The 22273-nt window shown below is 67.7% G+C and carries 23 protein-coding genes and 1 tRNA gene; 16 read left to right on the top strand and 8 right to left on the bottom strand.

Going from position 1 to position 22273, the window contains the following annotated elements; translation table 11 throughout:
- Positions 1 to 9 precede the first annotated feature (9 nt).
- From LZ009_RS06825 to LZ009_RS06755, 15 genes are all read left to right on the top strand, one after another.
- Entirely contained in the window at positions 10 to 411 is a 402-nt protein-coding gene (locus tag LZ009_RS06825; RefSeq protein ID WP_275697157.1) for a gamma-glutamylcyclotransferase family protein, read from the top strand.
- Positions 412 to 649: 238 nt separating this feature from the next.
- Complete coding sequence (gene aceA, locus LZ009_RS06820) at positions 650 to 1960, top strand: isocitrate lyase (RefSeq protein ID WP_275697900.1); 1311 nt, start codon at positions 650 to 652, stop codon at positions 1958 to 1960.
- Positions 1961 to 2063: 103 nt separating this feature from the next.
- Entirely contained in the window at positions 2064 to 2261 is a 198-nt protein-coding gene (locus tag LZ009_RS06815; RefSeq protein ID WP_275697156.1) for a hypothetical protein, read from the top strand.
- A gap of 183 nt (positions 2262 to 2444) precedes the next feature.
- Positions 2445 to 4352: a threonine--tRNA ligase gene (thrS, locus tag LZ009_RS06810; protein ID WP_275697155.1), complete on the top strand. Its 1908-nt coding sequence runs from the start codon at positions 2445 to 2447 to the stop codon at positions 4350 to 4352.
- Positions 4353 to 4389: 37 nt separating this feature from the next.
- Positions 4390 to 5001, top strand: a complete 612-nt coding sequence (gene infC, locus LZ009_RS06805; protein ID WP_275697899.1) for a translation initiation factor IF-3 — start codon at positions 4390 to 4392, stop codon at positions 4999 to 5001.
- 159 nt (positions 5002 to 5160) lie between these two features.
- Positions 5161 to 5364 carry a 50S ribosomal protein L35 gene (rpmI, locus tag LZ009_RS06800; protein ID WP_013901101.1) on the top strand — a complete coding sequence of 68 codons (204 nt, stop codon included), beginning with the start codon at positions 5161 to 5163 and terminating at the stop codon, positions 5362 to 5364.
- 24 nt (positions 5365 to 5388) lie between these two features.
- Complete coding sequence (gene rplT, locus LZ009_RS06795; RefSeq protein ID WP_275697154.1) at positions 5389 to 5748, top strand: 50S ribosomal protein L20; 360 nt, start codon at positions 5389 to 5391, stop codon at positions 5746 to 5748.
- A gap of 95 nt (positions 5749 to 5843) precedes the next feature.
- A complete protein-coding gene (gene pheS / locus LZ009_RS06790) occupies positions 5844 to 6902 on the top strand; it encodes a phenylalanine--tRNA ligase subunit alpha (protein WP_275697153.1) in 1059 nt (352 codons plus the stop codon).
- Between the two features lie 3 nt (positions 6903 to 6905).
- On the top strand, positions 6906 to 9323 hold the full coding sequence (pheT, locus tag LZ009_RS06785) for a phenylalanine--tRNA ligase subunit beta (protein WP_275697152.1): 2418 nt from the start codon (positions 6906 to 6908) through the stop codon (positions 9321 to 9323).
- Between the two features lie 49 nt (positions 9324 to 9372).
- Positions 9373 to 9711: an integration host factor subunit alpha gene (locus tag LZ009_RS06780; RefSeq protein ID WP_275697151.1), complete on the top strand. Its 339-nt coding sequence runs from the start codon at positions 9373 to 9375 to the stop codon at positions 9709 to 9711.
- Between the two features lie 132 nt (positions 9712 to 9843).
- Positions 9844 to 10305, top strand: a complete 462-nt coding sequence (locus LZ009_RS06775) for a MerR family transcriptional regulator (protein ID WP_275697150.1) — start codon at positions 9844 to 9846, stop codon at positions 10303 to 10305.
- Positions 10306 to 10326: 21 nt separating this feature from the next.
- Positions 10327 to 10403: transfer RNA gene (locus LZ009_RS06770), tRNA-Pro, on the top strand.
- Between the two features lie 125 nt (positions 10404 to 10528).
- A complete protein-coding gene (locus LZ009_RS06765; RefSeq protein ID WP_275697149.1) occupies positions 10529 to 11419 on the top strand; it encodes an adenylate/guanylate cyclase domain-containing protein in 891 nt (296 codons plus the stop codon).
- The gene (locus tag LZ009_RS06760) at positions 11419 to 12504 is read left to right on the top strand and encodes a type VI secretion system-associated FHA domain protein (protein WP_275697148.1); all 1086 of its coding nucleotides are present in this window, start codon (positions 11419 to 11421) and stop codon (positions 12502 to 12504) included. Before LZ009_RS06765 ends, LZ009_RS06760 begins: the two co-directional genes overlap by 1 nt.
- 69 nt (positions 12505 to 12573) lie before the next feature.
- The gene (locus LZ009_RS06755) at positions 12574 to 14736 is read left to right on the top strand and encodes a serine/threonine-protein kinase (RefSeq protein ID WP_275697147.1); all 2163 of its coding nucleotides are present in this window, start codon (positions 12574 to 12576) and stop codon (positions 14734 to 14736) included.
- On the opposite strand, the gene LZ009_RS06750 is transcribed toward LZ009_RS06755, so the two are convergent.
- The 7 genes from LZ009_RS06750 to LZ009_RS06720 all read right to left on the bottom strand — a co-directional run bounded on the left by LZ009_RS06750 (position 14733) and on the right by LZ009_RS06720 (position 21422).
- Positions 14733 to 15281: an NUDIX hydrolase gene (locus LZ009_RS06750; RefSeq protein ID WP_275697898.1), complete on the bottom strand. Its 549-nt coding sequence runs from the start codon at positions 15279 to 15281 to the stop codon at positions 14733 to 14735. The genes LZ009_RS06755 and LZ009_RS06750 overlap by 4 nt on opposite strands.
- Before the next feature lie 62 nt (positions 15282 to 15343).
- The gene (locus tag LZ009_RS06745) at positions 15344 to 16426 is read right to left on the bottom strand and encodes a TRAP transporter substrate-binding protein (protein ID WP_275697146.1); all 1083 of its coding nucleotides are present in this window, start codon (positions 16424 to 16426) and stop codon (positions 15344 to 15346) included.
- A gap of 64 nt (positions 16427 to 16490) precedes the next feature.
- The gene (locus LZ009_RS06740) at positions 16491 to 17807 is read right to left on the bottom strand and encodes a TRAP transporter large permease (RefSeq protein WP_275697145.1); all 1317 of its coding nucleotides are present in this window, start codon (positions 17805 to 17807) and stop codon (positions 16491 to 16493) included.
- On the bottom strand, positions 17804 to 18277 hold the full coding sequence (locus LZ009_RS06735) for a TRAP transporter small permease (protein ID WP_275697144.1): 474 nt from the start codon (positions 18275 to 18277) through the stop codon (positions 17804 to 17806). The genes LZ009_RS06740 and LZ009_RS06735 overlap by 4 nt, the downstream gene beginning before the upstream one ends.
- Positions 18278 to 18320: 43 nt before the next feature.
- Positions 18321 to 19016: a fumarylacetoacetate hydrolase family protein gene (locus LZ009_RS06730; protein ID WP_275697143.1), complete on the bottom strand. Its 696-nt coding sequence runs from the start codon at positions 19014 to 19016 to the stop codon at positions 18321 to 18323.
- Positions 19013 to 20068: a gentisate 1,2-dioxygenase gene (gene gtdA / locus LZ009_RS06725; protein ID WP_275697142.1), complete on the bottom strand. Its 1056-nt coding sequence runs from the start codon at positions 20066 to 20068 to the stop codon at positions 19013 to 19015. The genes LZ009_RS06730 and gtdA overlap by 4 nt, the downstream gene beginning before the upstream one ends.
- A 10-nt stretch (positions 20069 to 20078) precedes the next feature.
- Positions 20079 to 21422: an FAD-dependent oxidoreductase gene (locus LZ009_RS06720; RefSeq protein WP_275697141.1), complete on the bottom strand. Its 1344-nt coding sequence runs from the start codon at positions 21420 to 21422 to the stop codon at positions 20079 to 20081.
- A gap of 69 nt (positions 21423 to 21491) precedes the next feature.
- On the opposite strand from LZ009_RS06720, the gene LZ009_RS06715 reads away from it, so the two are divergent.
- Positions 21492 to 21944, top strand: coding sequence for a MarR family winged helix-turn-helix transcriptional regulator (locus LZ009_RS06715; protein ID WP_275697140.1), 453 nt, complete (start codon positions 21492 to 21494; stop codon positions 21942 to 21944).
- On the opposite strand, the gene LZ009_RS06710 is transcribed toward LZ009_RS06715, so the two are convergent.
- A complete protein-coding gene (locus LZ009_RS06710) occupies positions 21945 to 22253 on the bottom strand; it encodes an antibiotic biosynthesis monooxygenase family protein (protein WP_275697139.1) in 309 nt (102 codons plus the stop codon).
- Positions 22254 to 22273: the final 20 nt, after the last annotated feature.

The following is a 22273-nucleotide window of genomic DNA, read 5'->3' as shown; positions in this document are numbered from 1 at the left end:
CGCCGCATCATGCCTGAAGCCCCCGAGCGCCTCGTCTTCGTCTACGGCACCCTGCGCCGCGGCGGGCGCAACGACATCAACCGCCTGCAGCCGGCGCCCGGCTACGTCGGCATGGGCGAGGTGCGCGGCCGGCTCTACCACTTCGACTGGTACCCGGGCCTCACCTTGGGCGGCGAAGAAGCGGTGACCGTGGTCGGCGAGGTCTACCGCATCACGCCGGAGCTCGAGGCCGTGCTCGATCGCATCGAGCAGATCGTGCCGGGCAACGACAGCGAGTACTTCAAGCGCGAGGTCGACGTGCTGGTGGAGGGCGGCACGCGCAGCTGCCTGCTGTACGAGATCAATGCGAAGCGCGTCATGGGCCGCACGCCAATCGGGCACGGCGACTGGATCCTGTTTCACCGGATGTGACCAGCGTTTCGCATCGTGAGATTCCTTGATGGTGCGCCGCCGCATTTTTTCTCGATACAAGAAACAGGTTTCCGCATTGCGGAAAGAAGATCGTAAGCCGTTGATTTCAAATGAAATAAAAATATGTCTTGTATAAGACATAAGAGCTGCAAAAGTCTTCTACAAGACTGCAGAATTCACTCCAGGCCAAACGATTCGACATCAACCCTGGAGAAGAGCAATGAGCAACTGGACCCACCTGACGCGTGAACAGCAGATCGCCCAACTGGAGAAGGACTGGGCCGAGAACCCGCGCTGGAAAGGCATCAAGCGCGGCTACAGCGCCGCCGATGTGGTCAAGCTGCGCGGCTCCCTGCAGATCGAGCACACGCTGGCCAAGCGCGGTGCCGAGAAGCTGTGGAACCTGATCAACACCGAGCCCTTCGTCAACACGCTCGGCGCGCTGACCGGCAACCAGGCCATGCAGCAGGTCAAGGCCGGCCTCAAGGGCATCTACCTCTCCGGCTGGCAGGTGGCGGGCGACGCCAACAGCAACGGCGAGATGTACCCCGACCAGTCGCTGTACTCGGTGGACTCGGTGCCGAAGGTGGTCAAGAAGATCAACGCGACCTTCGCGCGCGCCGACCAGATCCAGTGGCAGGAAGGCAAGGGCCCCGGCGACGAGGGCTACATCGACTACTTCGCGCCCATCGTGGCCGACGCGGAAGCCGGCTTCGGCGGCGTGCTGAACGCTTTCGAGCTGATGAAGGCCATGATCGAAGCGGGCGCCGCCGGCGTGCACTTCGAGGACCAGCTCGCTTCCGTCAAGAAGTGCGGCCACATGGGCGGCAAGGTGCTGGTGCCCACCCGCGAAGCCTGCGCCAAGCTGATCGCCGCGCGCCTGGCCGCCGACGTGATGGGCACGCCCACCATCCTGCTGGCCCGCACCGATGCCGAAGCCGCCGACCTGGTGACTACCGACGTCGACGAGACCGACAAGCCCTTCCTGACCGGCGAGCGCACGGTCGAAGGCTTCTACCGCAGCAAGAAGGGCCTGGAGCAGGCGATCAGCCGCGGCCTCGCCTATGCCGAGTACGCCGACCTGATCTGGTGCGAGACCGGCACGCCGGACCTGAAGTTCGCCAAGGACTTCGCCGACGCGATCCACGCCAAGTTCCCCGGCAAGCTGCTGGCGTACAACTGCTCGCCTTCGTTCAACTGGAAGAAGAACCTCGACGACGCGACCATCGCCAAGTTCCAGAAGGAGCTGGGCGCCATGGGCTACAAGTTCCAGTTCATCACGCTGGCCGGCTTCCACAGCCTGAACTACTCGATGTTCGAGCTGGCCTACGGCTATGCCCGCAACAACATGACCGCCTTCGTCGAGATGCAGCAGAAGGAGTTCGCCGCCGCCGACAAGGGCTTCACCGCGGTGAAGCACCAGCGCGAGGTGGGCACGGGTTACTTCGACGCGGTGACCACCACGATCGAAGCGAATGCGTCGACTGCGGCGCTGAAGGGATCGACGGAGGACGAACAGTTCTTCGAGGATCACAAGAAGGCGGCCTGATCGGCCGTTTTCCGGAAAAGCCCCGCTTGCGGGGCTTTTTTTCGCCTTGCCTTTTCCGCCGCCCTCCGTACAGTTGGGCTAACTGCCATGGAGGGAGTCCAGCATGAGCGATTCGACGGAAGAAACGACGGGCGCCTTCGACGCCAGCGCGCTGCAGCAGAACCGCTGTCCCGACTGCGGCGGCAGCGGCCAGCTGCACTTCGACAGCGAGAACATCAACGAGAACTTCGAGGTGGAAAAGCAGACCGTCATCACCGAGTGCCCTCGCTGCGGCGGCACGGGATACGTCAAGGCGAGTTAGAATGGAACGTATCTCCTGAGCAACAAGAGCGAGAAAGGCAACCCGGTTATGACACCGCGAACTACTTTCGAAAGGTCCACGGCCCGCTAGCGGCCGCGTAGTCGCGTGCACTGAGTTGCTCCAACCCAACGAAAAGCGCGGCTGCCCCCGCGCTTTTTTGTTGTCCGTTCTTCGCTTTCCACCATGATCCAGATCACGCTCCCCGACGGCTCCCACCGCCAATTCGAAAACCCCGTCACGGTGGCCGAAGTGGCTTCCTCCATCGGCGCCGGCCTGGCCAAGGCGGCGCTCGCCGGCAAGGTCGACGGCAAGGTCGTCGACACGGCCTACCGCATCGAGAACGATGCCAAGCTCGCCATCCTCACGGCCAAGGACCCGGAAGGCCTGGACGTGATCCGCCACTCGACGGCCCACCTGCTGGCCTATGCCGTCAAGGAGCTGTTCCCCGAGGCGCAGGTCACGATCGGCCCGGTCATCGAGAACGGCTTCTATTACGACTTCGCCTACAAGCGGCCCTTCACGCCCGAGGACCTGGCGGCCATCGAGAAGCGCATGGGCGAGCTCGCGGCCAAGGACGAACCGGTGACGCGCCGCGTGCTGCCGCGTGACGAGGCGGTGGCGCATTTCAAGTCCATCGGCGAGGCCTACAAGGCGGAGATCATCGGCAGCATCCCGCAGGGCGAGGACGTGTCGCTGTACGCCGAGGGCAAGTTCGAGGACCTGTGCCGCGGCCCGCACGTGCCGAGCACGGGCAAGCTGAAGCACTTCAAGCTGATGAAGGTGGCCGGCGCCTACTGGCGCGGCGACCACCGCAACGAGATGCTGCAGCGTGTCTACGGCACGGCCTGGGCCAGCAAGGAGGCACTGCAGCAGTACCTGACGATGCTGGAGGAGGCCGAGAAGCGCGACCACCGCAAGCTGGGCCGCGAGCTGGACCTGTTCCACATCGACGACGTGGCCCCGGGCGTGGTGTTCTGGCATCCCAAGGGCTGGGCGGTCTGGCAGCAGGTCGAGCAGTACATGCGCCAGGTCTACAAGGACACGGGCTACCAGGAAGTGAAGGGCCCGCAGATCCTGGACAAGAGCCTGTGGGAGAAGACGGGCCACTGGCAGAACTACCGCGAGAACATGTTCACGACGGAGTCGGAGAAGCGCGAGTACGCGCTCAAGCCGATGAACTGCCCGGGCCACGTGCTGATCTTCAAGTCGCAGCTGCGCAGCTACCGCGACCTGCCGCTGCGCTACGGCGAATTCGGCCAGTGCCACCGCAACGAGCCCTCGGGCGCGCTGCACGGGATCATGCGGGTGCGCGGCTTCACGCAGGACGACGGCCATGCCTTCGTCACGGAAGACCAGATCCTGGAGGAGTGCGTCGCGTACACGGCGAAGCTGCAGCAGGTCTACCGGGATTTCGGCTTCACGGAGATCCTCTACAAGGTTGCCACGCGGCCGGAGAACCGGGTCGGTTCCGACGAGCTCTGGGACAAGGCCGAACACGCCGTCATGGAATCGCTGCGGCGCTCCGGGGTGGATTTCGTGGTCTCGCCCGGCGACGGCGCCTTCTACGGCCCGAAGATCGAATACACGCTCAAGGACGCCCTGGGCCGGCAGTGGCAGTGCGGCACGATGCAGGTCGACTTCAACACGGCGGAGCGCCTGGGTGCGGAATATGTCACGGAGACGAGCGGCCGCGCCCACCCCGTGATGCTGCACCGGGCCATCGTCGGCAGCCTGGAACGTTTCATCGGCATGTTGGTCGAACACCACGCCGGAGCGCTCCCCGCCTGGCTCGCGCCGGTGCAGGCGGTGGTGCTGAACATCACGGAACACCAGGCCCCCTACGCCGAAGAGATCGCCAAAACGCTGAGGAATCAAGGGCTTAGGCTGCAGACGGATCTGCGCAACGAGAAGATTACGTATAAAATACGGGAGCACTCGCTGCAAAAGCCGCCTTACCTGCTTGTCGTCGGCGACAAGGAGATGGCGGCTGGTGCCGTCGCCGTGCGCGCCAGGGGCAACAAGGACCTGGGCGTGATGTCGCTGGAAGCTTTCTCCAAGCTGCTGGCCGAAGACATCGCCAACAAGCGCTGACGACGGGTTGCTTCATTTTTGAACAGGATAGAAGACCATCGCTACTGAATTTCGTGACCGCCGCCAACGCGAGGAACGCAAGCACCGCCTGAACCGGGAAATCATGGCCCCGGAAGTCCGCCTGAGCGGACCGAACAACGAGCCCCTGGGAATCGTCAGCCTGGCGGAAGCCCTGCGCATGGCCGGTGAGCTCGATGTGGACCTGGTCGAAATCGCCGCGACCGCCAGCCCGCCCGTGTGCCGGCTGATGGACTACGGCAAGTTCAAGTACCAGGAACAGAAGAAGGCGGCCGAAGCGAAAGCCAAGCAGACGGTCATCGAAATCAAGGAAATCAAGTTCCGCCCCGGAACGGATGACGGCGACTACAACATCAAGTTGCGCAATATCCGGCGTTTCCTGGCGGAAGGCGACAAGTGCAAGATCACGCTGCGCTTCCGCGGCCGCGAGATCACGCACCAGGAAATCGGCATGGCGCTGTTGAACCGCCTGCGCGACGACCTCGGGGACACCATCCTGGTGGAGCAGTTCCCCAAGCTGGAAGGCCGGCAGATGATCATGATGATCGCGCCGGGCAAGAAGAAGCCGGCGCCTGCCAAGCCGGCGACCGAAGCCGCACCGGCCCCCGCCGGCGCGACGACGGCGCAGTAGGAATTCAAAGCCATCACGGTTGGTCGCCGCGGTGGCGGTGATGGGAGAGCCTTTGGGCTTTCCGCGAAACCTTAGGGTTTCACAAGTGGCTCGGGGCCATCAAGGAGCGGGATTCATCCCGCGACGCCTCACGAGCACAAAAGTAGAAGGAGCATTCACATGCCCAAGATGAAGACCAAGAGCGGCGCCAAGAAGCGCTTCCGCGTTCGTCCCGGCGGGACGGTCAAGCGCGGCCAAGCCTTCAAGCGTCACATCCTGACCAAGAAGACCACCAAGAACAAGCGCCACCTGCGGGGTGCAGTCGCTGTGCATGAGACCAACATGGGTCACATGGCGCAGATGCTGCCGTTCGCGGGCCTGTAAACCACCAAGACTAGGAGAACACACATGCCTCGCGTCAAACGTGGTGTAACGGCACGCGCCCGTCACAAGAAGGTCCTCGCCCTCGCCAAGGGCTTCCGCGGCCGCCGCGGCAACGTCTATCGCATCGCCAAAGAAGCGGTGATGAAGGCGGGCCAGTACGCCTACCGCGACCGCCGCGCCAAGAAGCGCGTCTTCCGCCAGCTGTGGATCGCCCGTATCAACGCCGCCGCGCGTTCGAACGGCCTGACCTACAGCCAGTTCGCCAACGGGATCCGCAAGGCCGGCATCGACATCGATCGCAAGGTCCTGGCCGATATCGCCTATCACGACCCCGCGGCGTTTGCCGGCATCGTGGAGCAAGTCAAGGCCAAGCTGGCTGCTTGAGTTCACGACGGGCGGCGTTCGCGCCGCCCGGCCGACCAACAAGGCAATCTTCAGGGGCCAGGGCTTGCAAGCACTGGTCCCTTTTTCGTTTTCCCATGACCCAAGAATTCGACGCCATCGTCGCCTCCGCCCAGGCCGCCTTCACGGAGGCCCGGACGCCGGCCGACCTGGAAAACGCCAAGGCGCAGTACGTCGGCAAGTCCGGCCGCATCACCGAGCTGATGAAGGGCCTGGCCGCGCTGCCCGTGGACGAGAAGAAGTCGCGCGGTGCCGCCATCAACGTCGCCAAGCAGGCGATCGAGGCCGCGCTGAACGAGCGGCGCCAGGCGCTGGCCGACGCGGAACTGCAAACGCAGCTGAAGGCCGAGGCGCTGGACGTCTCGCTGCCGGGCCGCGTGCGCGAGCCGGGCGGCCTGCACCCGGTGTCGCTGACGCTGGAGCGCATCGAGCAGATCTTCGCCAGCATGGGCTTCGACGTGGCCGACGGTCCCGAGGTCGAGAGCGACTGGCACAGCTTCACGTCGCTCAACAACCCGCCGAACCATCCGGCGCGGTCGATGCAGGACACCTTCTACGTCGACATCGACGGCGACGACGGCATTCCCTACAACCTGCGGCCGCACACCAGCCCGATGCAGGTGCGCTTTGCCCACCAGCACATCAAGAAGTACGCGGAAGCCGTGCAGCGCGGCGAGCCGATGCCCGAGATCCGCGTGATCGCCCCGGGCCGCACCTACCGCGTCGACAGCGACGCCACCCATTCGCCCATGTTCCACCAGTGCGAAGGCCTGTGGCTGGGCGAGAACGTGAGCTTCAAGGACCTGAAGGTCGTCTTCACCGACTTCTGCCGCACCTTCTTCGAAAGCGACGACCTCGCGCTGCGCTTCCGTCCGAGCTTCTTCCCCTTCACGGAGCCGAGCGCCGAGATCGACATCCAGTTCCAGAGCGGGCCGCTGGCCGGCAAGTGGCTGGAGGTGGCCGGCTCCGGCCAGGTGCACCCGAACGTGGTGCGCAACATGGGGCTGGACCCGGAGAAGCACATCGGCTTCGCGTTCGGCATGGGCCCGGACCGGCTGACCATGCTGCGCTACGGCGTCAACGACCTGCGCCTGTTCTTCGAAGGCGACATCCGTTTCCTGAAGCAATTCCGTTAAGACATGCAATTCCCCGAGTCCTGGCTGCGCGCGTTCTGCAACCCGCCGCTGTCCACCCAAGAAATCGCCGACACCCTGACCATGGGCGGGCTGGAGGTCGAAGAGCTGCGGCCGCTCGCGCCGCCCTTCAGCAAGGTGGTGGTGGGCGAGATCAAGGAAGCCGTGCAGCACCCGAATGCCGACCGCCTGCGCGTGTGCCAGGTGGACGTGGGGCAGGGCGCGTTGCTCAATATCGTCTGCGGCGCGCCGAACGCCCGCGTCGGCATCCGCGTGCCGACCGCGCTGGTCGGCGCCGAGCTGCCGCCGGGCGAAGACGGCAAGCCTTTCGCGATCAAGCTGGGCAAGCTGCGCGGCGTCGAGAGCCAGGGCATGCTGTGCTCGGCGCGCGAGCTGAAGCTGAGTGAGGACCACGGCGGCCTGCTGGAACTGGCAGCCGATGCGCCCCTCGGCCAGGACGTGCGCCAGGTGCTGAACCTCGACGACCACGTCTTCACGCTCAAGCTCACGCCCAACCTGGCGCATGCGCTGTCGGTGTACGGCGTGGCGCGCGAGCTGTCGGCGCTGACCGGCGCGCCGCTGCAGGAGCCGAGCTTCCCGCCGGTGCAGCCCACGCACGACGGCAAGTTGAAGGTCAAGGTGAGCGCGCCCGACCTCTGCGGCCGTTTCTCGGGCCGGGTGATCCGCAACGTGAACACCCAGGCGAAGACGCCGCAGTGGATGGTCGAGCGCCTGGCCGGCTGCGGCCAGCGCAGCGTGACCGCGCTGGTCGACATCTCCAACTACGTGATGTTCGAGTTCGGCCGGCCCTCGCACATCTTCGACTACGACAAGATCCACGGCGGCCTGGACGTGCGCTGGGGCCGCCCCGGCGAGCAGCTGAAGCTGCTGAACGGCACCACCATCAGCGTCGACGAGAAGGTCGGCGTGATTGCCGACGACCGCGAAGTCGAGTCGCTGGCCGGCATCATGGGCGGCGACGCCACGGCCGTGAGCGACGCCACGAAGAACGTCTACGTCGAGGCCGCGTTCTGGTGGCCCGAGGCCGTGCAGGGCCGTTCGCGCCGCTTCAACTTCTCCACCGACGCCGGCCACCGCTTCGAGCGCGGCGTCGACCCGAGCCAGACCGTCGACCACATCGAGCACATCACGCGCCTGGTCCTCGACATCTGCGGCGGCGAGGCCGGCCCGATGGACGACCAGGTCGCGCAGCTGCCGCAGCGCGAGCCGGTGCAGTTGCGGGTGGCGCGCGCCGCCAAGGTGATCGGCATGCCCATCACCGAAGCGCAGTGCCTGGATGCCTTCCAGCGGCTGGGCCTGCCCGCCGCGGGCAAGAACGGCGTGATCACGGTCGCGCCGCCGCTGTACCGCTTCGACATCGCGATCGAGGAAGACCTGATCGAGGAAGTGGTGCGCGTCGTCGGCTACCAAAAGCTGCCGACCACGCCGCCGCGGGCGCCCATCACGGCCAAGCTGCCGCCGGAGAACCGCCGCAGCCGCTTCGCGGTGCGCCGCCTGCTGGCCGGCCTGGGCTACCAGGAAACCATCAACTTCAGCTTCGTCGACAAGCGCTGGGAGCAGGAACTGGCCGGCAACGCCGACCCGATTGCGCTGCTGAACCCGATGGCCAGCCAGATGAGCGTGATGCGCTCCTCGCTGTTCGGCTCGCTGCTGCAGGTGCTGAAGCACAACGTCGACCGCAAGGCCGAACGGGTGCGCGTGTTCGAGGTCGGCCGCGTGTTCGCGCGCGATGCCTCGGTGCAGACCACCGACACCACGGTGCGCGGCGTGCGCCAGCCGATGAAGGTCGCCGGCCTGGCCTATGGCGACCCCGATGGCCTGCAGTGGGGCCACAAGGGCCGGCAGGTCGATTTCTACGATCTCAAGGGCGACGTCGAGGCGCTGCTGGCGCCCTTGCAGGCAGAGTTCGTGGCGGCGGAACATCCGGCGCTGCACCCCGGCCGCTGCGCCGCCATCCGAGTCGGCGGCCGGCAGGTCGGCGTGCTGGGTGAACTGCACCCGCGCTGGCGCCAGCAGTGGGAGCTGCCGCACACGCCGCTGCTGTTCGAGATCGACCTGGACGCGGTCGCCGCGCGCCGGGTGCCCGAATTCGAACCGGTGCCCAAGTTCCAGCCGGCCGAGCGCGACCTGGCGATCATCGTCGGCGACCAGGTGACGCACGGCGCGCTGATGGAGGCCATCCGCAGTGCCGACACCGGCGGCCTGCTGCGCGATGCGTTGCTGTTCGACGTCTACAAGCCGCAGCAAGCCACGGCCGGCATGGCCGCGGGCGAGAAAAGCCTGGCCGTGCGCTTGACGCTCGCCAGCGCCGACGCCACACTGACCGACGACCAGATCGAGGCCGCCGTGCGGGCGGTGGTGGAGCGCATCGCTTCCCGGCTCGGTGGGCGCCTGAGGGGATGAGCCTGTGGCGGACCTGACAACAACAAGATTGCCGAAGGAAGAGGACACCATGGAGTTTGCCGTCGAGAGCCTGGAGACGCCCGCGTTGACCAAGGCCCAGCTGGCGGAGCTGCTGTTCGAGCAGATCGGGCTGAACAAGCGCGAGTCGAAGGACATGATCGACGCCTTCTTCGACCTCATCGCCGGCAGCCTGGTCGACGGCGCGGACGTGAAGATCTCCGGCTTCGGCAACTTCCAGATCCGCACCAAGGCGCCGCGCCCGGGCCGCAACCCTCGCACCGGCGAAGCCATCCCGATCGATGCCCGGCGCGTGGTCACCTTCCACGCCAGCCACAAGCTCAAGGAGCAGATCCAGGGCAACGGCGGCGGCGCGGGCGACGCCGCCTGACGGCCGCGGCCGGCCGCTGATCGCCGGACGCAACAAAAAGCAACGCCTCCCGGGGACGGGCCACTGCCCGGCTTTGCAGCTTCCGCCAGTTAGAGTAACCTTCGAGCTTTCTCTCCTAGTAGATTGATTTCAATGGAGAAAGCCCTCCCGGCAATCCCCGCCAAGCGCTACTTCACCATCGGTGAGGTCAGCGAGCTGTGTGGCGTCAAGCCCCACGTGCTACGGTATTGGGAGCAGGAGTTCACCCAGCTGCGGCCCATGAAGCGGCGCGGCAACCGGCGCTATTACCAGCACCACGAGGTGCTGATGATCCGGCGCATCCGGGACCTGCTGTACGACCAGGGCTTCACGATCAGCGGCGCGCGCAACAAGCTGCAGGAGATCGTGCAGGTGGAGCGCGACAAGCGCCGCGCCGGCGAGGTGATGCTCGATGGCGTGGACGTGATCGAGGTGGAGGACTCCACCTTGATGGACAGCACCTTCGGCGATTCGATGATGCTGGAGGAAAGCGAGCGCGACGCGATGACCCAGAAGCTGCAGCTGTTGAAGCGCGAACTGTTCGAAATCCGCGACCTGCTCAGTACCGTGCATTAAGGCGGTTATAATCGAGGGCTTCGGCGTGTAGCGCAGCCTGGTAGCGCACTTGCATGGGGTGCAAGGGGTCGCGAGTTCGAATCCCGCCACGCCGACCAAAGCCACGAAAGCCCGGTTTCCGCAAGGAGGCCGGGCTTTTTCGTTGCCGCATGTGCGTTGCCGCACGTGCCGCGGCACCGCAGCTTGCTCCATTCGCGATGCCTCCCGCATACAATGGCCGGGCATGGCCTCCGTCGTATTCGCTGACCTGGTCGGAAGCACCGGCATCTTCGAGCGGCTCGGAGACGAGACCGCCGGCCGCTTCGTCACCCAGTTGACAACAGCACTTGCCAAGATCTTCGAACAGCACAACGGCCGGGTGGTCAAGCTGCTGGGCGACGGCCTGTTCGTGGTCTTTCCGCACGAAGGCGAGGCCGTCACGGCCTGCATCGCCATCCAGGAAAGGCTGCAGCAGAAGCCGGTCTACCCCGGCGGCATGGGCCAGCCCGTGCAGATGCAGATGGGGATCGAGTCCGGCGAAGTGGTGGAGATCGAAGGCGACTGCTACGGCGACGCCGTCAACAGCGCCGCCCGCCTGGCCGACCTGGCCGGCGCCGACCAGATCCTCACCTCGCAGCGCGTGCGCGACGCGCTCGCACCCGAGCAGCAGCGCAAGCTGCGCAGCCTGGGCCCCATGTACCTGCGCGGCAAGCAGGAAGTGACCGAGATCTTCCGCGTCGACTGGCAGCCGCAGCGCGACGTCGAGGCCACCGTGATGGGCGTCTCGATGTTCAAATCCTCCGCCGAAGCGGCGCTGCACGTCACCGCCAACGGCCAGACCCTCACGCTGCTGCCGCACGGCGAGCGCCTGACGATGGGCCGCGGCACCACCGCCAACCTGGCCATCAACGATGGCCGCGTCTCGCGCATCCACGCCACGCTGGAGTGGAAGGGCGGGCACTTCATCCTGAACGACGTCTCCAGCTTCGGCACCTGGGTCTACTTCGGCAACCAGACCGAGCCGGTCGTCCTGCGCCGCACCGAGTGCTACCTGGTCGGCAACGGCCAGATCGCCCTGGGCTGCGACCGCAACGCGGAAGCGGCGCCGCTCGCCAGCTTCGCCGTCACCGCGTAGTGCCGCTGGAGCTGTCCGTTTCGGGTCCCGGCCTGGATGCCCGCTGCGCGCTGGCGCCGGGCGAACCCGCGCTGGTGCTCGGGCGCGACGCCGACTGCCCGGTCTGCCTGCCCGCGCCGCAGAAGAACATCTCGCGCCGCCACCTGGGCGTCTGGAACGAGGACAACACGCTGCACTTCGAGGTGCTGTCCGCGACCGCCGGCATCGAGGTCGACGGCGCAGCCTATCCCCCCGGCGCGAGCGGCAGCCTGGCGCCCGGCCAGGTCCTCGTGCTGGGCGACTACCGCATCAGCGTTTCCTTCGAGCCCGACACGGTGGTCACGCCGCCCGACCCCTGGGCGGACTTCGAGAAGGAAGCCGCGCAGCTGGTGGCCTCGGTTTCGGCGACCCAGCCGCTGGAGGAGGACCCGTTCGGCGAATGGGGCTTCCAGAGCACCTTCGCCCCGGGCACGCCGATGGGCGCGCTCGACGCGGGCGGCCTGGCCCAGGGCGGCCTGGCCTCCTTCTTCAACGGCCTGGGGCTCCCGGGCGCCAAGGCCGAAGACCTCACGCGCGCCGAGCTCGAAGCCATGGGGCGGCTCACGCGCACCGCGCTGCAGGGACTGCTGCAAGCCGTGCAGGCGGCCTCCGCGAGCCGCCAGCCGGCCGGGGCCGACGACCGCACGACGCTGGAAGCCCCGGCGGTGAATCCCTTGCGGATGGAGACGCCGCTGGAAAGCAAGCTCTGGTACCTGTTCGGCGGCCAGGCCGCGGCCGCCGGCTGCATCGCGCCGGACCGCGCCGTCGGCGAGCTGGTCGACCAGCTGATGGCGCACGAGCGCGCCATGGGCGAGGCGCTGCAGGAAGCGCTGGCCGGCGTGCTCGAGGAGTTCGCGCCGGACGCGCTCAAGGCGCGCCTGCTTGCCGGCGGCAGCAAGCTGTTCGAGTCGGCGCGGGCCTGGGACGCCTATGCGAAGGACTATGCGGAGCACGCCGCCATGCGCGAGGCCTGGATCCGCGTCCTCCTGGACCGGCACTTCGCCCCGGCCTATGCCCAGGCCCTGCTGCGTGTCAAACGCCACACCGGGGGGCCCCCGCGTGGATGACTTAAGGGGGCGCGCGCAGGGGCAGGGCTAGAATAGGTTTCCTTTGTTACCCACACGGCACGCGCAGAAGTGACTCTCAAAAAGCTGGGTCGGTATGAACTGCTCCGCGTCCTGGGCAAGGGGGCGATGGGGGTGGTCTACGAGGGGCGCGACCCCAACCTGGACCGGCGCGTCGCCATCAAGACCGTCAAGGTCGAGAACCTGTCCGAGGAAGCCGCGGCCGAATACGAGCACCGCTTCCGCACCGAGGCGCGCTCCGCCGCCCGGCTGCAGCACCCCAACATCGTCAGCGTCTACGACTCCGACCGCGACGCCGACGTCGCCTTCCTGGTCATGGAGTACATCCAGGGCGACGACCTCAAGCACCACCTGGATCGCGGCGTCCGCTATTCGCTGGAGCAGTCGCTCAAGATGATCCGCGACCTGCTGAGCGCGCTGGACTACGCGCACAAGCAGGGCATCGTGCACCGCGACATCAAGCCGGCCAACCTGCTGCTGGAGCCGGGCGGGCGCGTGAAGCTCACCGACTTCGGCGTGGCCCGCATCCAGGATTCGGGCGAAGCCACCCGCACCCAGGGCAGCATGGTCGGCACGCTGAAGTACATGGCGCCCGAGCAGGTGCAAGGCCAGAAGATCGATTCGCGGGCCGACCTGTTCTCGGTGGGCGTGGTGCTGTACCAGCTGCTGACGGACCAGCGCCCCTTCGACGGCGACAACGACTTCTCCATCATCCACCAGATCATCGGCCACGAGCCGCCGCCGCCCAGCACCGTCAACGCGCGGCTGCCCGCGGCGCTGGACGCCGTGGTGGCGCGCGCGCTGGCGAAGTCGCGCGACGAGCGCTTCGCCACTGCGCGCGATTTCGCGGTGGCCCTGCAGGCCGCCATCCGCCGCGCCGAGGACCAGACGGTGCTGCCGCCGCAGAACCCGCAGCGCAAGGTGGAGACCGCGCTGTCGCGCCCGCTGAGCGTGCCCGGCACGCTCCCGCCCGGCACGGTGCCCGGCGGCCTGTCCATGCCGGGCGGGTCCACCTCGGTCACCCAGGAACTCGAGCTGGTCTACTGGAAGGACGTCAAGGACTCGACCGACCCCGAGGACCTGCAGGGCTTCCTGGACAAGTTTCCGACCGGCATCTACGCCGACCTGGCGCGCCGCCGCCTGCGGAAGCTGGTGGGCGGCGACGGCACGACCAACATCACCGCGGTGGGCACGCTGCCGCCGCGGGCTGCCCCCGCCATGCCACCGGCCGCTGCGGCCCCCGTGGCCGGCGCCGGCGCGCTGGCCACCAGCGGCACCAGCACGATGTTCCCCGACTACGACGCCACCCGCGCGCACTCCGCTGCGGCTCAGGCCGTCAGCGAGGGCACGGGCCTGAAGCCTTCGGACTGGGTGGAGCAGGAATACACCCGCACGCGCAGCGACAGCGAGTTTCCTTCGACCGTGATGGAAGTGCGGCCCGAGGATGCAGCCGCCGCGGCCGGCGCCGCTGCCGCGCGCAAGACTTCGTCCGGCAGCACGCGGGCCGGCACCAAGGCCGGTGGCACCCAGGCGGGTGTGAAGCCCGCGCGCAAGAAGCCGCCGATCGCGGTGCTGGCCGGCATCGCCGCCGTGGCGGTCGCCGGCATCGTGCTGGCCCTCACCATGGGCCGCGGCGCCGACAAGACGGTCGCGGTGACGGAGCCGCCGCCGCCGGTGGTCGCGCCCGCTGCTCCCGCGGGCGGAAGCACCGCAGCGCCGGCGGATGCGCCGGCCGTGGTCGCGGCCGCGCCGCAAGCCGCGCCCCAGCCGGCCCCTGCGCAGGGCCTGCCGCCGGTCCCGGCCGAACAGATGGTGAACGCGCCGGCGCCCGCACCCGCGCCGGCCCCGGCGGTGACGGCTGCAGCGCAACCGAAGGCCAAGACCAGCCAGCCCCGCGCGGCGCCCAAGGGCGCCTTGCCGTCGCCGGTGGTGGAGCAGCCGGTGCGCGCGCCGACCACCACCATGGGCGCTCTGCCCAAGGTCGACCCCGAGCCGCCACGCTCCGCGCCGGCGCAGGTGGTGGCCGCGAACAATTCGAATTTCCAGGCCGTCGAGCAATGCCGCGACCGCATCTTCCTCGCCAAGGAAGTCTGCCTCGCCGAGCACTGCGACAAGGCCGGCGCGCGCAACCACCCCTTGTGCGTGAAGCGGCGCGAGGAAGCGCGCATCCGCGAGGAAAGCCGCGCGAACCGCGGGCCGCAGCAGGCGCCCTAGACGATGTCCAGCGTGTGCACGCCGAAGTGGCCGGCGGCGCGATCGCGGAAGAACTGCTCCAGCGTTTCCCTCACCGTGCGGAAGGCGATCTCCTCCCAGGGGATCTCTTCCTCGGTGAACAGTCGCGCCTCGATGGTTTCGTAGCCGGGATCGAACACGTCGCTCAGCAGCCGGGCGCGGTAGAACAGGTGGACCTGGCCCACGCGCGGCACGCTCAGCACCGTGAACAAGCCTTCCATCTCGATCTGCGCGCCGGCCTCTTCATGGGTCTCGCGCGCCGCGCCCTGCTCGGTGGTCTCGTTCAGCTCCATGAAGCCCGCCGGCAAGGTCCACTTGCCCCAGCGCGGCTCGATGTTGCGCTTGCACAGCAGCACCTTGTCGCCCAGGTAGGGCACGGTGCCCACCACGTTCAAAGGGTTCTCGTAGTGGATGGTGTCGCAGGCCGGGCAGACGGCGCGCTCGTGCGTGTCGCCGTCGTCGGGAATGCGGTACACGACGGCGGTGCCGCAGTTGCGGCAATGCTTGATGGGGCTTCGGATGGGAATGGACATCGGACACGACGAGGGCCCCGACGGGGCCCTCGTCCTTGAGGCGCTGCGATCGATTATCAGGCTTTCTTCGCGGGCGCCAGGGCGGCCGGCGCGGCGCTCGTCTTGCCGTGCTTCTCGATCAGCGCGCGGGCGGTCTCCAGCAACTTGCGCCCGTCGTGGCCGCGCTTGTTCATGTCCTCCACCCACTCCACCTCGATCTGCCGCGAGCGGCGGCGGAATTCCTGGGCCTCGGCGGCGCTGACGGTGAAGATGGTGTTGCCGCGGTCGGTGGCCGCCTTGCGCCCGGCGGCGTCGCCGCCCTGCTGCACCTTGCCCAGCCAGCCGGAGGTGGCCGAGCCCGAGTTGGCGTCGATCACCTTCTTCAGGTCGGGCGGCAGGCTTTCGTACTTGGGCTTGTTCATCGCCATCACGAAGGTGGTGGTGTAGAGCGAGCCGCCGGCGGGGTCGAATTCCGCGTGGTACTTGGTGAGTTCGTGCACCTTCACCGAAGGCACCACCTCCCAGGGGATCACGCAGCCGTTGATGGTGCCCTTGGAGAGCGCGTCGGGGATCTGCGGCAGCGGCATGCCCACCGGCGTGGCGCCCAGGGCGCCCACCAGCTTGGTCACCTGGCGCGTGGGCGCGCGCACCTTCAGGCCGCGCATGTCGTTGACCGAATGCACCGGCTTGTCGGCGGTGTGGATCACGCCCGGGCCGTGCACGTGCAGGGCGATCACCTGCGTGTCCTTGAACTCGTCCGGCGCCAGCGTCTGCACGTATTCCCAGTACGCCTTGGACGTGGCCTCGGCGTTGTTCATGATGAAGGGCAGCTCGAACACCTCCACGCGCGGGAAGCGGCCGGCGGTGTTGCCGGGCAGGGTCCAGACGATGTCGACCACGCCGTCGCGCGCCTGGTCGTACAGCTGCACCGGCGTGCCTCCCAGCTGCATGGCGGGATAGGCCTCGAACTTGATGCGGCCGCCCGAATCCTTGCTCACCTTGTCCATCCAGGCCTTGTGCATGTTCAGCCACACGTTGGACGTGGGCGCCATGAAGGTGTGGAACTTGAGGGTGACAGCCTGCTGCGCGAAGCCGGCCAGCGCCGCGCCGCCCAGGGCCGTGGCCGCGCCGGATTTCAGGAGGGTACGTCTCTGCATCATGGTGTTCTCCAGGGAATGCAGGAACTTAACGCAGCGCCGCCGTCCCCAGCCTTGGGGCCAACCCTCAGCCTATGTACTTCACCAGCCAGAGCGAGATCGGCGGGAAGAGCAGCAGCACGATGGTGCGGATGGTGTCGCTCACCAGGAAGGGCATCACGCCGAGGTAGCTTTCCCAGATGGGCACGCCCTTGGCCATGCCGTTGACCACGTAGACGTTCAGGCCCACGGGCGGCGCGAGCAGGCCGAAGCCCACCGTCATCAGCACCATGATGCCGAACCAGATCGCCGTGTATTCCCTGGACATGCCGAAGTCGAGCGACATCACCATGGGGAAGAAGATCGGGATGGTCAGCAGGATCATGGACAACTCGTCCATCACCGCGCCGAGCACCACGTAGAACAGCAGGATGGCGGCCACCACCATCACCGGCGACAGGCCCCAGCTGCCCACCACCGCGGCCAGCTGGCCCGGCACCTGGGTCAGGGCCAGCGCGGCGTTCATCACGTCGGCGCCGATGAAGATCATGAAGATCATCGCCGAGCCTTCGGCGGTGGCGTAGAAGCAGTGCTTGAACTTCTGCCACGTCATCTCGCGCTTGAGGAGCGCGGCGATGAAGGTCGAGGCCGCGCCCACGGCCGCGCCTTCGGTGGGCGTGAAGAGGCCGCCGTAGATGCCGCCGAAGACCAGCCCGAAGATCAGGGCGATGGGAATCACGCCGCTCAGCGCGTTCAGCGTCATGCGCGTGGCTTCCTCCCGCTCGGGCGCGTGGCCCGGCACAACGCGCACGTAGATGGCGATGGCGATCATGTAGCCGACCATCGCGATCAGCCCGGGGATCATGGCCGCGGCGAACAGCTTGGCGATGTTCTGCTCCGCCAGGATGGCATAGATCACGAGCGGCACCGAAGGCGGGATCAGGATGCCCAGCGTGCCGCCGGCAGCCAGCGTGCCGGTCGCGAGCCGCCCGGAGTAACCGTGCCGCTTCATCTCCGGCAGCGCCACCGAAGTGATCGTCGCCGCCGTGGCCACCGAGGACCCGCAGATGGCGCCGAAGGCCGCGCAGGCCATCACGGCCGCCATGGCGAGGCCGCCGCGGAAGCGCGACATCACCGCGCTGGCGAACTCGAACAGCGCCTTGGAAATGCCGCCCTGGGTGGCGAAATGCCCCATCAGGATGAACAGCGGGATCACCGACAGGTCGTAGCTGGCGAAGCGCGCGAAGGCCTGGGTGTTGAGGAAGCTTTCCAGCGGCGCCAGCCCGGACTGCAGCACGTAGCCGATGCAGCCCGCGATGAACATGGAGATGGCGATCGGCGTGCGGATCGCCATCAGCAGCAGCATCACGCCGAAGATCAGCCCGGTCAGGGCGAGCGGGCTCATTCCTCCACCTCGGGGAAACCGAAGCAGGCCTGCCAGATGCCGATGAGCGCCGTGAGCACCAGCGGCGGCACCATGGCGGCGTACACGATCCATTCGGGGAAGCCGAGCATCATGCTGGTGGACTGCGCCCGCCAGGCGCTCATTCCACCGTAGCCCGCGCGCCAGGCCAGCAAGGCCAGCGACAGGCCCAGGAGCAGGGCGCCGAAGCGGTCCAGCGCCGCATTGGCGCGGGCGCCGACGCGCGCGGTGAAGAAGTCCACGATGATGTTGCCGCGCCGGACCTGGCACCAGGGCAGGAAGAGGGCAATGGCTGCGCCGGCGACCACCCCCGTCAGTTCGAAATCACCCACCAGCGTGGTGCCGGTGGTGTTGCGCCCCACCAGGCTGGCGCAGGTCATGAGGGTGATGCCGGTGAGCAGGAAGCCGGCCAGGATGGCGCAGAACTTCGCCAGTCGTTCCAGAACGCGCAAACGGACCTCCGTCGTTTTCGTTTGCGCGGATTATGCGGGCGCGTCAGGCAATCCTGATGCGCAGTTCCCCGACCCCCGTCACGCCGCCGACCAGCGTATCGCCGGCCACGACCGCGGCAACGCCTTCGGGCGTGCCGGAGTAGATCAGGTCGCCCGGCTGCAGCTCCCAGGCGGCGGAGAGGTGCTCGATGGTTTCGCCGATGTTCCAGATCAACTTGTTGACGTTGCTGCGCTGGCGGTCCTTGCCGTTCACCTGCAGCCAGATCTCCGCGTTTTCCACGTCGCCCGCCTTGGCGGCCTCGACGATCGGGCCGATGGGCGCCGACTGGTCGAAGGCCTTGCCGATGCACCAGGGGCGGCCCTGCTTCTTCATCTCGCCCTGCAGGTCGCGGCGCGTCATGTCGAGGCCGACGGCGTAGCCGAAGATGTGCTGCTTGGCGTCGGCCGCCTTGATGTTCTTGCCGCCCTTGCCGATGGCCACCACCAGTTCGATCTCGTGGTGCAGGTCCTTGGTCAGCGGCGGGTAGGCCATGGTGCCGGTCTCGCCCGCGGGCACCACCACCAGCGCGTCGTTCGGCTTCAGGAAGAAGAAGGGCGGCTCGCGGCCGGTGAATCCCATCTCCTTGGCATGCTCCACGTAGTTGCGGCCCACGCAGTAGATGCGGCGCGCGGGAAAGCGCTCGGCGCGGCCGACCACCGGCACGCTGGCGGCCGGCGCGGGGTTGAAGACGTAGCTCATGACAACCTTTCTTCTCTGTGAATGCCCAGGGCCTGGTGCACCGGGCGGTCTGAAAAACTGAACAGCACGCAGCCGCTGCCCGAGGAGAGGCGGGCAGTGTGCCACGACGGCACCACGAAGTGATCGCGCGGGCCGAAGGCGTAGCGCACTTCGCTTTCCCCTTGCCCGACCACGATTTCGCCGCTGCCTTCGACGACGCTGTACACCGCGCCATCGGTCTGGCGCCACGCCTTGCCGGCGAAGCCGGCCGGCAGCCGCTGCATGAAGGTGGCTATGGTGGGCATGGGCCAGCCGCCGGTGAGCGGGTTGACGTAGCGCAGCTTGACGCCGTCCCAGGCGTCGACGGGGGCGCTGCGTTCCAGCTGGTCGAGGGCCTCGCGGCTGCGCTCGTAGGGATAGCTGAAGATCGGCGAGGTCGCACCGTACGGCGATTCGTGCCGCACCGGCGCCATGTTGTGGCCGAAGCGCGCGAAGCTGGTGCCTTCGGGGCGGTTCACCTGCTGCGAGCGGTCGGCGTTGTTCTCGGCAAAGCCGGCATCGAAGAAGCGGACCATCGGGATGTCCAGGCCGTCGAGCCACACCACCGGGCCGTCGGCTTCGCTGCCGTGGTCGTGCCAGGTCCAGCTCGGCGTGATGATGAAGTCGCCCGGGCGCATCGTCGTGCGCTCGCCGTCGACCGCTGTCCAGGCGCCGCTGCCCTCGACGATGAAGCGCAGCGCGCTTTGCGTGTGGCGGTGGCTGGGCGCGATCTCGCCGGGCAGGATCAGCTGCAGGCCCGCGTAGAGCGATTGCGTCACCGCCGACTGCCCGCGTAGCTTGGGATTCTCGAGGATCAGCACGCGGCGCACCGCTTCCTCCGCCGTGATCGCCTCGCCGGCGCGCATCAGGAAGGGCCGCACCTCGTCGTACTTCCACAGCGCCGGGGCGCAGGGCGTCGCCGGTTTCTGCGGCACCAGCGCATGCAGCACCTCCCACAGCGGCGTGAGGTCGTGCGGGCTCATGTCGCGGTACAGCTGCTGGCGCGTCTGCGCCGTGCGATCCGGGGCGTTCATGCTTGTCTCCTTACCAGCTGCGGCCGAGGTAGGCGCCGTTCTTTTCCAGCTGCGATTGCAGGGCGGCGACGTCGACGGCCGCGGCGCTGGCCTTCGCCTTCAGGGCCAGGTCTGCGGCGACGCCGGCGGCCTCCCCCATGACGAAACAGGCGCCGGTGACGCGGGCAGCGGATTGCGCTTCGTGGCTCATCGAGGCGCAGCGGCCCGCCACCCAGACGTTGTCCAGGCCCTCGGGCACCGTCATGCGGTAGGGCAGCTGGTTGAAGCCGCGGCTGCCGGGCGCGGTCCAGCGGAATTCGACGTCGCCCTTCAGGTGCAGCTCCAGCGGCCAGCCGTTGACGCCGATGGTGTCGGCGAAATCGGCGCAATCGAGCACGTCGCGCTCGGTCAGCTGGTAGAGGCCGCGCACGCGCCGCGTCTCGCGAATGCCCACCTGCGGGGCGATGTCGACGATGTAGCTGTTCTCGAAGCCCGGCACTTCCCGCAGGAAGCCCGACACGTTGGCGATCTGGCGCCGCCCGAGGACTTCGGCCTCGCTCAGCTCGCGCGCATCGGTGCCGTCCATGGCGTTGCCGTCGCGGTTGGCCAGCTGCGTGAGGTTCACGCGCCACTCGATGCCGCTTTTCTGCGGCCGCACGATCGGCGTCTTGCGCGGGAATTTGTAGCGATGCTGCGCCTCGGCTTCCAGCATCAGCTGCGGGATCACTTCCCAGGCCTTGCCGGCGCGCGCCGGGTCGATGCCGTTGAGCCGGAACATGGTCGAGGGGTACAGCATGTTGCCGTGGCCGTCGCCCTTGTCGTAGGGCGCGCCGGCCCAGGCGGCGAGGTCGCCGTCGCCGGAGGCGTCGATGAAGGCCTGGCCCAGCACCGCCTGCCGGCCCGACTTGGTCTCGACCAGCAGGCCCTGCACTCGGCGCGCACCATCCATGACGACGCCCGCGCCCAGCGCGTGGAACAGGATGTCGACGCCGGCCGACAGCAGCAGGTCGTCGGCGGCGATCTTGTAGGCCGCGGTGTCGTAGGCCTGGGCCACGGTCCTGCCGAACAGGTTGTGCGGCGCGTTCAGGCCGCCCAGCCTGGCGATGCGTTCCAGCAACTGGTCGGCCACGCCGTGCACCACCTGGCGGATGTCGCCTTCCACGTTGGCGTGCAGGCCGCAGAAATTGGTGACGCCGGCGGCCGTGCCCATGCCGCCGAGGAAGCCGTAGCGTTCGACCAGCAGGGTCTTGCGGCCGCTGCGGGCCGCAGCCACGGCGGCGGCCATGCCGGCCGGGCCGCCGCCCAGGACGACGACTTCGTATTGGCCATACACGGGCGTCTGGCGGGCGGGTTCGGTGATGTGCTGCGGGTTCATGGGCAATTGATAAGCATACATACGAATGAGCCCGCCTGCAAGCCGGACGGCGCGGCTACACTGCCGCGCATGGCGAAAGGCTTCGATTTCCGGCAGGCGCCGGGGCACCTGATCCGGCGCGCGCACCAGGTGTCGGTGGCGATCTTCATGGAGGAGACCGCGGCTTACGACATCACGCCCGTGCAGTTCGCCATCCTCAACGCGCTGATCGAGGACCCGGGCGAGGACCAGGTGACGCTGGCGCGCAAGGTGGCCTTCGATCCGGCCACCTTCGGCTCGGTGATCACGCGGCTGGAAGCGCGCGGCTGGGTGCGGCGCGAGCCCGACGCGGTCGATCGCCGGCGCAAGCTGCTGTCGGTGACGAAGGAGGGCGCCGAGGTGGCGCAGCAGACGCGGCGCGCGGTCGGCAAGGTGCAGCAGCGGATCCTGGGGCCGCTGGAAGGCGCGGAGCGCGAGCAGCTGCTGGCGCTGTTGTCGCGCCTGGTGGCCGGCCACCAGGATGCGGCCGCGCCGGAAGTCTGATCAGGCGCCGTCCGACTTCGTCACCAGCTCGAAATGCTCCACCAGCGGTGGCTGGGCGAAGAAAGGGCCGATGATCGCGCGCCACTCGGTGAACAAGGGGCCCTGGCGGAAGCCCACCGTGTGGTCCTCCAGCGTGTCCCAGAAGATCTGCAGCACGAAGCGCTCGGGCGTCTCGATGCACTTGTTGACCTTGTAGCCCTGCATGCCCTTGGCGCGCGAGGCCACGGTGCGCAGCGCGCGGGTGATGGCCTCCTCGAATTCGGCCTGGCGGCCGGGCTGGATGCGGATGTCGGCGATCTCGAGAATCATGGGTTCCTGCTCCGGGAAAT

Source organism: Ramlibacter paludis (assembly GCF_022012305.1).
Lineage (GTDB): Bacteria > Pseudomonadota > Gammaproteobacteria > Burkholderiales > Burkholderiaceae_C > Ramlibacter > Ramlibacter paludis.
The sequence above is the reverse complement of the archived record's forward strand: the minus strand, read 5'-3'. Positions and strand labels throughout refer to the sequence as shown.

Bases quoted from the DNA above. Each gene is read 5' to 3' on its own strand.
- pheS (WP_275697153.1), top strand. From the start codon at position 5,844: ATGACCCAAGAATTCGACGCCATCGTCGCCTCCGCCCAGGCCGCCTTC.
- gtdA (WP_275697142.1), bottom strand. From the start codon at position 20,068: ATGAACGCCCCGGATCGCACGGCGCAGACGCGCCAGCAGCTGTACCGC.
- rplT (WP_275697154.1), top strand. From the start codon at position 5,389: ATGCCTCGCGTCAAACGTGGTGTAACGGCACGCGCCCGTCACAAGAAG.
- LZ009_RS06815 (WP_275697156.1), top strand. From the start codon at position 2,064: ATGAGCGATTCGACGGAAGAAACGACGGGCGCCTTCGACGCCAGCGCG.
- LZ009_RS06765 (WP_275697149.1), top strand. From the start codon at position 10,529: ATGGCCTCCGTCGTATTCGCTGACCTGGTCGGAAGCACCGGCATCTTC.
- thrS (WP_275697155.1), top strand. From the start codon at position 2,445: ATGATCCAGATCACGCTCCCCGACGGCTCCCACCGCCAATTCGAAAAC.
- LZ009_RS06780 (WP_275697151.1), top strand. From the start codon at position 9,373: ATGGAGTTTGCCGTCGAGAGCCTGGAGACGCCCGCGTTGACCAAGGCC.
- LZ009_RS06730 (WP_275697143.1), bottom strand. From the start codon at position 19,016: ATGAGCTACGTCTTCAACCCCGCGCCGGCCGCCAGCGTGCCGGTGGTC.
- LZ009_RS06775 (WP_275697150.1), top strand. From the start codon at position 9,844: ATGGAGAAAGCCCTCCCGGCAATCCCCGCCAAGCGCTACTTCACCATC.
- pheT (WP_275697152.1), top strand. From the start codon at position 6,906: ATGCAATTCCCCGAGTCCTGGCTGCGCGCGTTCTGCAACCCGCCGCTG.
- LZ009_RS06740 (WP_275697145.1), bottom strand. From the start codon at position 17,807: ATGAGCCCGCTCGCCCTGACCGGGCTGATCTTCGGCGTGATGCTGCTG.
- LZ009_RS06715 (WP_275697140.1), top strand. From the start codon at position 21,492: ATGGCGAAAGGCTTCGATTTCCGGCAGGCGCCGGGGCACCTGATCCGG.
- rpmI (WP_013901101.1), top strand. From the start codon at position 5,161: ATGCCCAAGATGAAGACCAAGAGCGGCGCCAAGAAGCGCTTCCGCGTT.
- LZ009_RS06710 (WP_275697139.1), bottom strand. From the start codon at position 22,253: ATGATTCTCGAGATCGCCGACATCCGCATCCAGCCCGGCCGCCAGGCC.
- LZ009_RS06720 (WP_275697141.1), bottom strand. From the start codon at position 21,422: ATGAACCCGCAGCACATCACCGAACCCGCCCGCCAGACGCCCGTGTAT.
- LZ009_RS06745 (WP_275697146.1), bottom strand. From the start codon at position 16,426: ATGATGCAGAGACGTACCCTCCTGAAATCCGGCGCGGCCACGGCCCTG.
- LZ009_RS06825 (WP_275697157.1), top strand. From the start codon at position 10: ATGCCTGAAGCCCCCGAGCGCCTCGTCTTCGTCTACGGCACCCTGCGC.